12 protein-coding genes are annotated in these 12,649 nt (G+C 72.3%); 7 read left to right on the top strand and 5 right to left on the bottom strand.

Going from position 1 to position 12,649, the window contains the following annotated elements; translation table 11 throughout:
- Positions 1 to 28: 28 nt before the first annotated feature.
- Positions 29 to 1,297: an ATP-grasp domain-containing protein gene (locus HDA43_RS23715; RefSeq protein WP_179825265.1), complete on the bottom strand. Its 1,269-nt coding sequence runs from the start codon at positions 1,295 to 1,297 to the stop codon at positions 29 to 31.
- Between the two features lie 216 nt (positions 1,298 to 1,513).
- Between HDA43_RS23715 and nudC the strand changes: the two genes are divergently transcribed.
- Positions 1,514 to 2,491 (top strand): NAD(+) diphosphatase, encoded by a 978-nt coding sequence (nudC, locus tag HDA43_RS23710; RefSeq protein ID WP_179826412.1) that lies wholly within the window; start codon positions 1,514 to 1,516, stop codon positions 2,489 to 2,491.
- Positions 2,492 to 2,596: 105 nt separating this feature from the next.
- Here the strand turns inward: nudC and HDA43_RS23705 are convergent, their stop codons facing one another.
- On the bottom strand, positions 2,597 to 2,851 hold the full coding sequence (locus tag HDA43_RS23705; protein WP_179825264.1) for a mycoredoxin: 255 nt from the start codon (positions 2,849 to 2,851) through the stop codon (positions 2,597 to 2,599).
- 218 nt (positions 2,852 to 3,069) lie between these two features.
- Complete coding sequence (locus tag HDA43_RS23700) at positions 3,070 to 4,089, bottom strand: alpha/beta hydrolase (protein ID WP_312873505.1); 1,020 nt, start codon at positions 4,087 to 4,089, stop codon at positions 3,070 to 3,072.
- 188 nt (positions 4,090 to 4,277) lie between these two features.
- Between HDA43_RS23700 and HDA43_RS23695 the strand changes: the two genes are divergently transcribed.
- The 5 genes from HDA43_RS23695 (at position 4,278) to HDA43_RS23675 (ending at position 8,431) form a co-directional block, all read left to right on the top strand.
- Positions 4,278 to 6,386, top strand: coding sequence for an ATP-dependent DNA helicase UvrD2 (locus HDA43_RS23695; protein WP_312873556.1), 2,109 nt, complete (start codon positions 4,278 to 4,280; stop codon positions 6,384 to 6,386).
- Positions 6,383 to 7,249 (top strand): acyl-CoA thioesterase, encoded by an 867-nt coding sequence (locus tag HDA43_RS23690; RefSeq protein ID WP_179825262.1) that lies wholly within the window; start codon positions 6,383 to 6,385, stop codon positions 7,247 to 7,249. Before HDA43_RS23695 ends, HDA43_RS23690 begins: the two co-directional genes overlap by 4 nt.
- A gap of 115 nt (positions 7,250 to 7,364) precedes the next feature.
- Positions 7,365 to 7,697 (top strand): hypothetical protein, encoded by a 333-nt coding sequence (locus HDA43_RS23685; protein WP_179825261.1) that lies wholly within the window; start codon positions 7,365 to 7,367, stop codon positions 7,695 to 7,697.
- A gap of 128 nt (positions 7,698 to 7,825) precedes the next feature.
- On the top strand, positions 7,826 to 8,095 hold the full coding sequence (locus HDA43_RS23680) for a WhiB family transcriptional regulator (protein ID WP_179826406.1): 270 nt from the start codon (positions 7,826 to 7,828) through the stop codon (positions 8,093 to 8,095).
- A gap of 141 nt (positions 8,096 to 8,236) precedes the next feature.
- Positions 8,237 to 8,431: a hypothetical protein gene (locus HDA43_RS23675; protein WP_179825259.1), complete on the top strand. Its 195-nt coding sequence runs from the start codon at positions 8,237 to 8,239 to the stop codon at positions 8,429 to 8,431.
- Positions 8,432 to 8,785: 354 nt separating this feature from the next.
- Here HDA43_RS23675 and HDA43_RS23670 read toward each other — a convergent pair whose 3' ends face one another.
- Together HDA43_RS23670 and HDA43_RS23665 are read right to left on the bottom strand one after the other, a co-directional pair.
- Complete coding sequence (locus HDA43_RS23670) at positions 8,786 to 10,120, bottom strand: ABC1 kinase family protein (RefSeq protein WP_179825256.1); 1,335 nt, start codon at positions 10,118 to 10,120, stop codon at positions 8,786 to 8,788.
- 63 nt (positions 10,121 to 10,183) lie between these two features.
- Positions 10,184 to 11,284, bottom strand: coding sequence for a ThiF family adenylyltransferase (locus HDA43_RS23665; protein ID WP_179825254.1), 1,101 nt, complete (start codon positions 11,282 to 11,284; stop codon positions 10,184 to 10,186).
- Between the two features lie 450 nt (positions 11,285 to 11,734).
- On the opposite strand from HDA43_RS23665, the gene HDA43_RS23660 reads away from it, so the two are divergent.
- Positions 11,735 to 12,520 carry an enoyl-CoA hydratase/isomerase family protein gene (locus tag HDA43_RS23660; RefSeq protein ID WP_179825252.1) on the top strand — a complete coding sequence of 262 codons (786 nt, stop codon included), beginning with the start codon at positions 11,735 to 11,737 and terminating at the stop codon, positions 12,518 to 12,520.
- Positions 12,521 to 12,649: the final 129 nt, after the last annotated feature.

Raw genomic sequence — 12,649 nt, 5'->3', positions numbered from 1 at the left:
TCCGTGCCGCGCCCGCCGTTCGCGTGGCTCATGCGACCTCCCATCGTTCGGTGGCGGTGAAGGCCGCGAGGGCGTCGTCCACGCTCGCCCGGTCGGGGCCGATGGCGCGGACGATGCCCAGGTAGTCGCGGTTGGTGTTGGACGGTTCGATCCGGTCGCCGACGGCGCGCAGCGGCCGGTGCCAGAGCCGCACCCGGTCACCGGGGGCGGGGTCCACCGCGCCGGGGGCCGCCGTCACGGTCCCCGGGCGGCCGGCCACCAGGCTCAGTACGGTCCCGTGCCCGGCGGGCCGGCCGGGAAGGCCCGCGAGGCCGTCGCCGTCCGCGGGGGTTCCCGGTCCCGGACCCCGTCCGGTCCCCTCCGTCCCCGCGTGACCGTCCGGGGTCGCTCCCGTGGGAGCCCCCGGTCCGGCGCCGGCCCGTTCGCCCAGGTGGACGGCGAGGACGCGCTCGAACAGCGGGACGCCCAGCAGGTCCGCGAGGAGGAAGTCGCAGTGGTCGCCGATGACCCGGTAGTTGACCTCGATGATCCGCGGCCCGGCCGGGGTCATCGCGTACTCGGTGTGGCAGGCCCCGAAGCCCACGCCCAGTGCGGCGAGGGCCCGCAGCACGTGCTCCCTTCCGGGCGGGTCCGCCCAGTCGAGCCGCTCCTCCACGAAGTGCGGCGGCGGGCCCAGCGTGGTGCGGAAGCCGCCGAGCACCCGCGGGTCCGTGCCGTCCCCGAGGGTCTCCAGCGTGTGCAGCGGCCCGTCGAGATACTCCTCCACCACCAGCGCCTCGCCCGGCCGCCGGTCGCGGATCGCCCGCACGGCCGCGGCGAGCTCGCCCGCGTCGGCCACCAGCACGACGTCCTCGCTGGCCACGCCCTCGCGCGGCTTGACGACCGCGGGGAACGGCGGGTCGGGAGGGACCGGGTCGTCCGGTGCCAGCCGTACCGAGCGGACGGTCTCGATCCCGGCCTCGGCCAGCCGCCGCCGGGTGAGCGCCTTGTTCTTGGCGGCGAGGCAGGCCCGCCAGTCCTTGCCGGGCAGGCCGAAGTACGCGGCGGCGAGGGCGGTCTCCGCCTGGATGTGGTCGGAGTTGGAGAAGATCGCGTCGGGTGCGCGGTGGTGGGCGATGAGGTCGATCACCGCGCGGGCGTCGCGGACGTCGCATCGCAGCACCTCGGCCCCGGAGGCCGCGTACTGCTCGGGGCGGTCGGTCAGGATCGTGACGTCGCAGGCCAGCGCGCGTGCCGCGGGGAGGAACCCGTCCGTGACCGAGTCGGTCGGCTTGAGCGCGGTGAGGTACAGGCGCAATGCAGGGCCCCCGAATGGCAGGTAAGGCTAACCTAACTAGGTGCATCCTAACCGGCTGGAGATCATCGCGCTGGCGTCTCGGCGTAAACACGGTACATGTCCGGCCTGAGATGAGGATGCCAGTCCCCTGGGCCGGTCCCGGAGCCGCGGCGGGGGAAACCCGGAGGCGCGGCGTAGGATGACCAGTCGGCTTGGGAGGCGAACGGCGTGGAGATCGTGGACATCACAGCACAGGACGGACTACTGGGGCCGCTGCTCCTCGCGCGCAGCGCCGTCGACCGCTCGGCGGCGCTCCGGGGCGACGCCGCGTGGCTGGAGAAGGCGTGGGCCGATCCCGCCACCCGGGTCGTGGTCGTCGACGACGGCAACGCCCTGGCCAGGCGGTCGGGTGAGGAGTTCTCGCTGGTCTTCTCGGCTCCGGCGGACGCGCCCGCGGGCGAGCGCTACCTCCTCGGCGTGGACGCCGGGGGCGTCGCCTACTTCGCGGTCTCCGCGCCGCTCCCGGAACCGGCCCTGGGCGCCTCGCACGGACGGATCGTCTCCCCGGTCGCCGCCTCCGCCGTCCCGGACGGGCAGGTCGTCGCCGCGGGGCTCCGCCAGGTCGGCTCGCTGCTCGGGGACCTGGACGCCGGGCTGCTGGTCTACGCGGTCGCGCTGGAGGCCTGGCACTCCACCCACGAGTTCTGCCCGCGCTGCGGCAGCCGTACGGAGGTGCGGTCGGGCGGGCACGTCCGCGTCTGCCCTCGCGACGGCGGCCAGCACTTCCCCCGGGTCGATCCCGCGGTGATCATGCTGGTCCACGACGAACAGGACCGCTGCCTGCTGGCCAGGGGCCCGCAGTGGCCCGAGGGCCGGATGTCGGTGCTGGCCGGGTTCGTGGAGCCGGGCGAGTCGCTGGAGCACGCGGTGGCCCGCGAGGTGGCCGAGGAGGTCGGCGTGAGCGTCACCGGCGCCCGCTACCTCGGCAGCCAGCCGTGGCCGTTCCCGCGCAGCCTGATGATGGGCTTCTTCGCGCGGGCGACCTCCACCGAACTCGTCCTCGACCAGGAGGAGATCGTCGAGGCGCGCTGGTTCGGCCGCGCGGAGCTGCTGGCCGCGCTGGAGAGCGGCGAGGTGCGGCTGCCGTCCGGGCTGTCGATCGCCCGGAGGCTGATCGAGACCTGGTACGGCGAGCCGCTGTCCGGAGACTGGTGATCCGCGCCGCCGCCCCGCCGGGTTCCGCCGTCCGGGGAGCGGTGATCGCGGCGGGGGGAGGACCCGCCCCCCGCCGGGACCGCCGTGTCCCCGCCGGTGCGGCGGCTACTCGCCGACGACGGCCGCGGCCTGCAGCCGGGCCTTGACCTCGATCACCGAGGGGTTGGTCACCGCGGTGCCGTCCTCGAAGACGACGGTCGGCACGGTCTGGTTGCCGTTGTTGACGCTCATGACGAACTCCGCGGCCTCGGGGTTCCGCTCGATGTCGACCTCCCGGTAGGCGATGCCCTCGCGGGTGAGCTGGGTCTTCAGCCGCCGGCAGGGACCGCACCAGGTGGTCGTGTAAACGGTGAGCGCCATGTCTTGATCATCCCCTCATGTGATGTTCGCGCTCATGGCAACAAAGCGAAGGCCGTTCATCTTCCCGCCCGGTTTCCGGAGTCCGCCGACCCGGTTTCCGGAGCCTGCCCGCCGGGTTTCGCGGAGTCCGCCCGCCCGGTTTCCGAAGCCTGATCACCCGGTTTCGCGGAGCCTGCCCGCCTGGTCCCCGGCTCCTTCCCGGGAGGCGGCCGGGGCCGTCAGCGGAGCCGGGTCGCGATCCACTCCTGCACCGTCTCGGCCACCCCGGGCTGCCGGTACATCGGCGAGCTGTGGTCGGCGCCCGGCTGGGTCAGCACCGTCATCGGCACCCCGAACCGCTTCAGGCGCTCCTGGAGCCGGAGGCTGTGCTGGACCGGCACGAACTCCTCCTCCGAGTGCAGCGTCAGCGTGGGGGCGTCGCCGCGGCTCGCGTGCAGCGGCACCTCCATGCTGTTCCAGACCTTCGGGCACTCGACGGGCTCGCAGCCCCCGGCGAGGCGGATGGTGGACTCGCGCAGCTTGAGCCGGTAGCCGTCGGTGGTGTCGGCGCCGTCGTTGTAGGCCGTGATCGGCGAGATCACGGGGGAGACGCCGACCACGCCGCGCAGCCCCGGCAGCCTCCGCTCGCCGTAGGTGCCGACGGCGGTGGCCAGGTGGCCCCCGGCGGAGAACCCGACCACCACGTAGTTGTTCGGGTCGAAGGACCACAGGGCCGCGTGCTTGCGCGCGGTGGCGATGGCGTCGAAGGTGTCGGCGCGGGGCGCGGGCCAGGCCGCGTTGCCGGAGAGGCGGTAGTTGAGGTTGAAGACCGTGTAGCCCAGCTCGGCGTAGCTCCGGGCGATCTCCGACATCTGCTTCTTGTCGCCGCTCGACCACCAGCCGCCGTGGATCAGGAAGACGCCCGGCCGCTTGAGCTCGTCGGGCTGGTACCAGACGTCCATCCGCTGCAGGGTGTGCCGGCCGTACGCGACCGTGTCGACGACGGTGCCTCCGGTCAGCGGGTCGGAGTCGCCGGTGGCGGGCGCCGAGGAGGTGGAGGAGGGCGTCGGGGTCGGGGTGGGGGTCGGGGTCGGATCGCCCTTCGCCGTCGCGGCGGACGCGGATCCCGCCGCGACGGGCGCGGCCGGCGACGCCGCGGACACGTGGACGGCCAGGGACATGGAGGAGGCGTGCGCCATCGCGGGCCCGGACGCCAACGCCGCCAGGGCCAGCGCACTCACCGTCACCGCTGCTCGCACGAGTCTCGTCCTTCCCCGAAGTCCACTTCGCTCACATTGTGGAGGAAAGGCAGTGGTTTATGCATCTTGGGAGGCGACATAGGTTGGCCGCGGCACGGACTCGGGCTTACCGGGTCGTGGGCACCGGCTGGGAAGATGTTTTCGTCCGACCCGTTCGACAGTCTGTGGGGGCGTTCGTGGAGCTCGACGTGGACCTCGATGACGTCCTGGCGGGCCTGGACCCCGAGCAGCGCGCGGTGGCCGAGGCCGTGCGCGGGCCGGTCTGCGTGCTGGCGGGGGCCGGGACCGGCAAGACGAGGGCCATCACCCATCGCATCGCGTACGCCGTGCGCAGCGGGGTGGTCGAGGCGCAGAGCGTGCTGGCGGTGACGTTCACCACACGCGCGGCCGGGGAGCTCCGGCAGCGCCTGCGGCGGCTGGGCACGCCGGGCGTGCAGGCCCGGACCTTCCACGCCGCCGCGCTGCGCCAGCTCACCTACTTCTGGCCGCGCGTCATCGGCGGCGACCCGCCCAGCGTGATCGAGTCGAAGCTGCCGCTGCTGGCCGACGCCGGCCGCTCCCTCCGCAGGAACCTCGACCGCTCGGAGCTGCGCGACGTCGCCTCCGAGATCGAGTGGGCCAAGGCCACCCAGATCGGCCCCGAGGACTACGCCCAGGCCGCGGCCAAGGCGGGCCGCACCCCGCCGATCCCGGCCGAGGAGGTCTTCCGGCTCTACGACGCCTACGAGCGGCTCCGCCGGGAGCGGCACCTGGTCGACTTCGAGACCATCCTGGAGCTCACGGCCGCGGTGATGACCGAGCACCGCGAGGTGGCCGCCGAGATCCGCCGGCAGTACCGCTACTTCGTCGTCGACGAGTACCAGGACGTCAACCCCCTGCAGAAGCTGCTGCTCGACACCTGGCTCGGCGGGCGCGACGACCTGTGCGTGGTGGGCGACCCCAACCAGACGATCTACTCGTTCACCGGCGCGACCCCCCGCTACCTCACCAACTTCCCGGTGGAGCACCCCGACACCGCCCTGATCAGGCTGGTCCGCGACTACCGCTCCACCCCCCAGGTCGTCTCGCTGGCCAACCGGGTGCTCGACCGGGCCCGGACCCCCCACAAGATGACCCTGGTCGCCCAGCGCCCCGACGGCCCCGAACCCGTCTTCACCGAGTACGACGACGAGGTCGCCGAGGCCCAGGGGGTCGCCAGGGCCGCCGCCGGGCTCATCCGGAGCGGCGTGCCGAGCCGCGAGATCGCCGTGCTGTTCCGCGTAAACGCCCAGTCGGAGGTCTACGAGCAGGCGTTCACCGAGGCCGGCATCCCCTACCTGCTGCGCGGCGCCGACCGGTTCTTCGAGCGCCCCGAGGTACGGCAGGCGGTCGTGCTGCTGCGCGGAGCGGCCCGCTCCGCCTCGGCCGGCGACGACCTGGTCTCCACCGCCCACGGCGTCCTGTCCGGGATCGGCCTCACCGCCCAGCCCCCGGGCGGGGGCAGGGCGCGGGAGAAGTGGGAGTCGCTGAAGGCGCTGGCCGACCTCGCCGAGGAGCTCGCCACGGGCGGCGCCGACCTGCCGGGCTTCGTGGCGGAGCTGGAGCGGCGGGCCGCCGAGCAGCACGCGCCCGCGGTCGAGGGGGTGACGCTCGCCTCGCTGCACGCCGCCAAGGGCCTGGAGTGGGACGCGGTCTTCCTGGCCGGCGTCACCGACGGGATGCTGCCGATCGTCTACGCGGAGACGCCCGAGCAGATCGAGGAGGAGCGCCGCCTGCTGTACGTCGGCATCACCCGGGCCCGCGTCCACCTGGGCGTGTCGTGGGCGCTGGCGCGCTCGCCCGGGGGACGCCGCTCGCGCAGGCCGTCCCGGTTCCTCGACGGTCTCATGGGCCGGGCCGCCGCCCGCGTCCCGTCACCGGAACGCGGCGGGCGCGGCGGGGACGGCGGACGCGGGGAGCACCGCGAACGCCGTGAACGCCGTACGGTCGCCGCGCCGGTGAGCTGCCGGGTCTGCGCCAAGACCCTGATGGCCGCGGCCGAGCAGAAGCTCGGCCGGTGCGCCACCTGTCCCGCCGACTACGACGAGGGGCTCCTGGAGGCCCTGCGGTCCTGGCGCGCGGGCGCCGCCAAGGAGGCCAAGGTCCCGACGTACGTGGTCTTCACCGACGTCACCCTGCAGGCCATCGCGGAACGGGCACCCCTGTCCGAACGGGACCTGATGGCGATACCGGGAATCGGACGCGTCAAACTTGACCGGTACGGCGAGGCGGTGCTCCGCCTGTGCCGCGCTGCCGGAAACCAGACGGAGGACCTGTGAACGAGGCGCTCAAGGAGCTGCTGGACCTGCTCGATCTGGAGCAGATCGAGCTCGACATCTTCCGGGGCCGCAGCCCGGAGGAGCGCATCCAGCGGGTGTTCGGCGGCCAGGTGGCCGCGCAGGCCCTGGTGGCCGCGGGACGGACGCTCCCGGCGGACCGCTACGTCCATTCGCTGCACGCCTACTTCATCCGGCCGGGCGACCCGGCGGTCCCGATCGTCTACAACGTCGAGCGGGTCCGCGACGGCCGGTCCTTCACCACCCGCCGGGTCGTGGCCATCCAGCACGGCAAGGCGATCTTCACCCTGTCCGCCTCCTTCCAGATCATGGAGTCCGGCGTCGAGCACCAGGCCGCCGTCATGCCGGCGGTGACGGCGCCGGAGGAGCTGCCCTCGTTCCAGGACCGGATGCGCCAGCTCGTCGCGGAGGACTCCCCCTACCGGGACTGGCTGGCCAGGCCGCGCCCGGTGGACCTGCGCTACGTCACCCCCCTGACCTGGGAGGCACACCGCGACCCCGAGCTGCGCGGCTCGAACACGAACGTGTGGTTCCGCTACGACGCCGAGCTTCCCGACGACCCGCTGCTGCACGTCGTGCTCGCCGCCTACACCTCCGACTTCACCCTCGTGGACACGGTCCTGCTGACCCACGGGCTGGCCTGGGGGGCCTCCAACATCTCCGGCGCGTCGCTCGACCACGCGATGTGGTTCCACCGGCCCTTCCGCGTCGACGACTGGATGCTGTACGCCCAGGAGTCCCCGTGGTCCGGGGGCGCGCGGGGACTGGCCCGGGGCGAGATGTTCACCCGTTCCGGGGAACTGGCCGTGTCGGTGGTCCAGGAGGCCATGATCCGAGTCAGTTAGTTACGAAACTGCAGGTAGAAAATATGTTGCCCGCCCCCCGGGGGCGGGTTTAGGGTCATGGTCAAGCAAGTCGGGTGTCATAGCCCGACGATCCGTTAACGGAGGTGAGTCCGCTGTGAAGATCAACATGATGATGCTGCCCCAGACCGGGCTCGCTTTCGCCTGCGGTGACACCGTCCTGCCTTGTGGCGGCCGGGCCATCCTCGCGGCTGATCTGTTCTCCCGGCGTCGGCAGGAGAAGTCTGCCCAGACCCAGACCGGTCGTCTGTTCGCCGCTGCCGCCGCCGAGGTGGCGGCCGGCGTCGCAGGCGCTCCGGCTTTCGTGAGCGCTCCGGCTCTCGCGGGCGCTCCGGCTCTCGCGGGCGGCAGCTACGCCCCGACCAAGCACGTCCGAATCGGTGGACTGCGTGGTCCGCATCCCTGGAGGAAACCTCCGGTCATCACCTGACCGGGGTAAAAAGCCTCCAGGCCGCGGATCCGCAATCAGGATCCGCGGCCTTCTTGTTTGTCCGCGTCATTCCTGACCCCCACCCAGAGGTAACCAAAGATCAACACCCATACAGAGAGGTGAACAAGATGGGGGCCCAGACGATCATGGACCTGATCGACGAAGCCGAAATCCCCTGTCGTACCGACCCGGACCTCTGGTTCGCCGAGTCTCCTGAGGATGTGGAGTTCGCCAAGGCGCTCTGCGGAGGCTGCCCCATCCGGCAGGCCTGCCTGGCCCGCGCGCTCGAGCGCGAGGAGCCGTGGGGCGTGTGGGGCGGCGAGCTCATCCTGCGGGGAGTCATCGTTCCGAGGAAGCGTCCTCGCGGGCGTCCTCGCAAGACCCCCCTCGCCGCCTGACCGAGACCCGGCAGACCGAACCCCGGTAGACCGAACCCCGGTAGACCGAACCCCGGTAGACCGAACCCCGGTAGACCGAGACCCGGTAGACCGAGAACTGATCGACCGAGAACCCAGAACCTTCCGAAAGGATCACTTCCGATGACCTACTTCACCACCCAGGGCCAGGCCGTCTCCTCTATGCAAGAAGAACTGGTCAGGGACCGAATACGAACCCTTCACCGCGAGGCCGAGGAGCAGCGCCTGGCCATCGGCGTCCTGCGCCTCCAGCGCGCGCGCCGTGACGCCGAGCGCGCCACCTCGCGTCTCCATCGGGCGCTGCTACGCCTGGGCTGATCGAAGAGACGGGATGGCCGGCCGTCCACCGGACGGGCGACCGGCCACCCGGCTTCGTGAAGGACACTCGGCCCGTGAGACCGGACGGCCATCCGGTCGGGCACACAGGGGCCGGACGGTCACGCGGCCGTACGCACGGGGGCCGGACGGCCACGCGGCCGCACACGAGATGAGCCACAGGGGCCCGCCACGGCGGGCCCCTTCCTCGTCTCCCGCCCCCTCCTGCGGCGGCTCACCGCGGCATCGCGGTAGGCGGTGTCTCCCCGTGCCGCCGCAGTCCTGGTGTTCCCGCCCCCGGTGCTCCGATCCGCGGTGTCCCAGAACCCGGTGCGGCCTGCTCCCGTTCGCGGTGTCTCAGCCCGCGGCGGCCTGCTCCCAGGGGTCGTCCTCGTCGAAACCGGGAACCCAGCGGACCACCTCGTCACGGAAACGGGCGGTGGTGCCGAGCTGGCAGAGCACGCCGATCCCGGCCGCGTGGACACGGTGGATGAGCACGTAGGAGGGCGGCAGGTTCAGCTGGCGCGTGACGTTGCCCGGCCGCAGGTCGGTGACCGTCGCGGCCTGCTCCTGAAGCCATTCGCGGCTGAAGGTGAACTCCTCGACCGTGGTCGGCTCGACGTAGGGGGCGAGGAACGCCCGCAGGGCCTCGGGCTCGATCTCGATGTGGGGGAGGATGAAACCCTCGTCCCGCAGTCCCCGCACCACGCTGTCCATGTCGCCGCTGTTGAAGATGCGGGTGAGCTGCCCGAAGGCGGGCGGGTAACCCTGCGGCAGCCGGTTGACCGCGCCGAAGTCGAGGGCGCACAGCCGTCCGTCGCCGGTGATCCGGAAGTTTCCCGGGTGCGGGTCGGCGTGGAGCATGCCCACCCGCGCGGGGGAGCAGAACAGGAACCGGACCAGCAGGAGCCCGGCGCGGTCACGCTCCTCCTTGGTGCCGTCGGTGATGATCCGCGACAGGGGCGTGCCGTCCACCCACTCCGAGACCAGCACCTGTTCGTTGGCGGCGATGACGTCTGGGATCACGAAGTCGGGGTCGTCCCTGAACTCCAGGGCGAAGGCGTGCTGGGCCTGGGCCTCGTTGAGGTAGTCCAGCTCCTCGGCGACCCGCTCGCGCAGCTCGGTGAGCACGCTCTTGACGTCGAGCCCGGGCAGCAGCGCGCCGAAGAGCTTTCCCAGCCGGGCGAGCTGGGCGAAGTCGGAGAGCAGCGCCTTGCCGGCGCCCGGATACTGGATCTTGACCGCGACCGTCCGGCCGTCGTGCCAGACCGCCTTGTGCACCTGCCCGATCGAGGCGGCCGCGGCCGGCCTGTCCTCGAACGACAGGAAGTTGTCCCGCCAGTCGTCCCCGAGCTGCTCGACGAGGACCTTGTGCACGGTCGCCGCCGGAAGCGGCGGAGCGGCGTCCTGGAGCCTGGTCAGGGTCGCGCGATAGGGCCCGGCGATCTCCTGGGGCAGTGCGGCCTCGAAGATGGACAGGGCCTGGCCCAGCTTCATCGCCCCGCCCTTGAGCTCTCCCAGAACCTTGAAGATCTGCTCGGCGGTGCGTTGCTGGATCTCCTGGGAGACGATCTCCGCGGGCTTGCCCCCGATCCGTTTTCCCAGGCCGAGAGCGGTGCGCCCGGCGAAACCGATCGGAAGGGACGCCAGTTTGGCGGAGCGCGCGACGGCGCGGCGCGGAAGGTCACTCACCTTGGCTTCGCGGCCGGTCCCCGTACAGCGAGACGCCGCTCCCTCCCTTCGGTGTGGTGTCTATCAGCGGCAGGTAGCCGACGCGACCATTGTTGGTGAACCAAAGTCGTTTCGGAAGCAACGACATTGAGGATGAACACTCCAGGATCGCTGCTTCCATCTCCAATCAGGCAATACATCTAATGTGCTGTTGGTCACAATAGGCTCACGGTCGTCGAGCAGGGCAAGCGCCTGACCTGCCGCGGTGGCCGCCACCAGTGCCGACAGCACGGTGCCGCAGGCGATCTCGCCCGCGGGGAAGCCACCCAGGCGGGCACTGACGACCGGCCAGCCGGGATCACGGTCGCGTCTCGTCAAATCTAGGCACTGCAGACAGGTGCTTCGTCCAGGCAGCACCATGGGGCCGACCGAACCGAACCCCTCGAAGGCGGTCACCAGCAGGTGGGGGACCCGCCGGTCGAGGAGGTCCCGCACCAGCAGGACATCGAGCGGCCCCACCGGGGCGAGCACCACCAGATCGGGCGGCCTGGCGCCGTCGGCGAGCCGGGCCGCGCGCTCGCCGGTCCAGGCGTTCACCCCCGGCGCCAGGGCCGTGACCACGGCGACCGCGCCGTCCTGCCTGCTCATCCCCACCTGCGCCCAGGTCAGCCCGCCGGGCACGACGTCGCACGGCCGTACCGGCCCGGGATCGACGACGCAGACGTTACCGACGCCCGAGGCGGCGAGCAGCGCGGCCACCTGCACCCCCACCCGGCCGGCGCCGTGGACGCGCACCAGGGCCTCGCGCCTGCGCGTCAGCGCGCCCACGCCGCCGTCCGTGACGCCGGGGGACAGGGACAGCATCTCCAGGTCCGGCTGGAGCCGGTCCCGCTCGGCGAGCGGAAGCGCGCGCAGCGGGCCGGGGCCGGCCGCCGCGTCGTCCACCAGGCCCCGGCCGGCCAGCATGCCGAGCAGTGCCCGGCCGCCCTCCTCGCCGATCCCGGCGTCGGCCGCGTCCGCCAGCACCCCGGGGAGGTCGCGCACACCGTCCAGGCCCTCCAGCCAGCGGCGGACCTCCGGCTCCAGGTCGGCCAGCACCACGGCGTGCCGGGGATGCAGGCCGAACTGCAGCGTGCGTTCGTCACGGGCGACCCGGCGCAACGCGGGCTTCAGCCGCGGTCGCATCGGGATGGGCGCTTCCGGCGATCTCGACGGGGACAACGGGGTCTCCTTCCGGCACGAGGGGACGGCCACCCTGCCGCGACGCCTCCCCGGGCCGCCCGTGGAACGACGCCGTATCGGCGGTGTGCCTCCGGAGACGCGGTGTGCGTCCCGAAGACGTCGCGCCCGCGGACGCCGCACCGGCAGGGACGTCACCGTGTCCTCACGGCCGCACGGCGACGTGCCGGAAGCGTGCCACGCGAGCGGAAGATCCCGTCCGTGTTTCCCCCGGCCTGTGGACAACCGGTCCCGTGGTCGGCGACCTGTGGAAAACCCGTCGCCCCTGCGGCCCTCCACCCCTTCCCGATCTCCCGCCGACCCGCCGATCTCCGCTGGTCACCGCCGGTCACCGCCGGTCACCCACGGGGTTCCCGGCGCCCCCGGCGCCCGGACGGCGTGCACTACGCTCCCCGCATGAACGAGCTCCTGATCGACCGGCGCGACGGCGGAGTCGCGGTCCTCACCCTCAACCGCCCCGAACGGCGCAACCCGATGACCGACGGGATGACCGAGGAGTGGCGCCGGGCCGTCGCGGCCCTGCGGCGGGACCGCGAGGTGCGGTGCGTGGTGGTCACCGGCGCGGGGAGCGCCTTCTGCTCGGGGGGAGACCTGTCCTGGCTCGCCGAACGCGCGGCCGAGGGGGTGACCGGCCTGCGCGACCGGATGCTGGACTTCTACCGGACCTGGCTGTCGATCGCCGACCTGGAGGTGCCGACCATCGCCGCGGTCAACGGCGCCGCCGTCGGGGCGGGGCTGTGCCTCGCCCTGGCCTGCGACCTGGTCTACGCCTCCGAGGAGGCCAAGCTGCTCGCCCCCTTCACCTCGCTCGGCCTGCACCCCGGGATGGCCGCGACCTACCTGCTCCCCCGGGTCGCCGGCGTGGGCGTGGCCCGGGAGCTGCTGCTGACCGGGCGGACCATGACGGGTGCCGAGGCGGCCGCGGCCGGGCTGGTCACCAGGGCCTTCCCCGGCACGTCCCTGCTGGGGGAGGTGTTCGAGATCGCCCGCAGGACCGCCGCCAACGCGCCCGCCGCCACCAGGCTCACCAAGGTCGCGCTCGCGGGCGGCGGGCACGCCGACCTCGACGCGGCGCTGCGCTGGGAATCCCTCGCCCAGCCGGTCACCATGGTCTCCGATGACATGCGCGAAGGTCTGGCGGCGCAGCGAGAACGCCGGCCCGCGCGATTCGGCGACTCCTGAGACAGGTGTTATCCAGGTTAATTCGATAAGGCGCCGCCATAACCTCCCGGCATCGCCGAACAATCAACGAACACGGATTGACCAGCAGGAACGTCACTCGCCCTCTGGTGTTAATTCATCTTTCTCGGC

Origin of the sequence: Streptosporangium sandarakinum (assembly GCF_013409935.1) — a bacterium.
In the GTDB taxonomy this organism is placed as follows: Bacteria; Actinomycetota; Actinomycetes; order Streptosporangiales; family Streptosporangiaceae; genus Streptosporangium; species Streptosporangium nondiastaticum.
This window is presented reverse-complemented; position numbering and strand designations above follow the sequence as displayed.

What these genes read in the sequence shown, in the direction of transcription:
- HDA43_RS23705 (WP_179825264.1), bottom strand. Translation starts at nt 2,851, where the DNA reads ATGGCGCTCACCGTTTACACGACCACCTGGTGCGGTCCCTGCCGGCGG.
- HDA43_RS23680 (WP_179826406.1), top strand. Translation starts at nt 7,826, where the DNA reads ATGGGGGCCCAGACGATCATGGACCTGATCGACGAAGCCGAAATCCCC.
- HDA43_RS23675 (WP_179825259.1), top strand. Translation starts at nt 8,237, where the DNA reads ATGACCTACTTCACCACCCAGGGCCAGGCCGTCTCCTCTATGCAAGAA.
- HDA43_RS23665 (WP_179825254.1), bottom strand. Translation starts at nt 11,284, where the DNA reads ATGCGACCGCGGCTGAAGCCCGCGTTGCGCCGGGTCGCCCGTGACGAA.
- HDA43_RS23660 (WP_179825252.1), top strand. Translation starts at nt 11,735, where the DNA reads ATGAACGAGCTCCTGATCGACCGGCGCGACGGCGGAGTCGCGGTCCTC.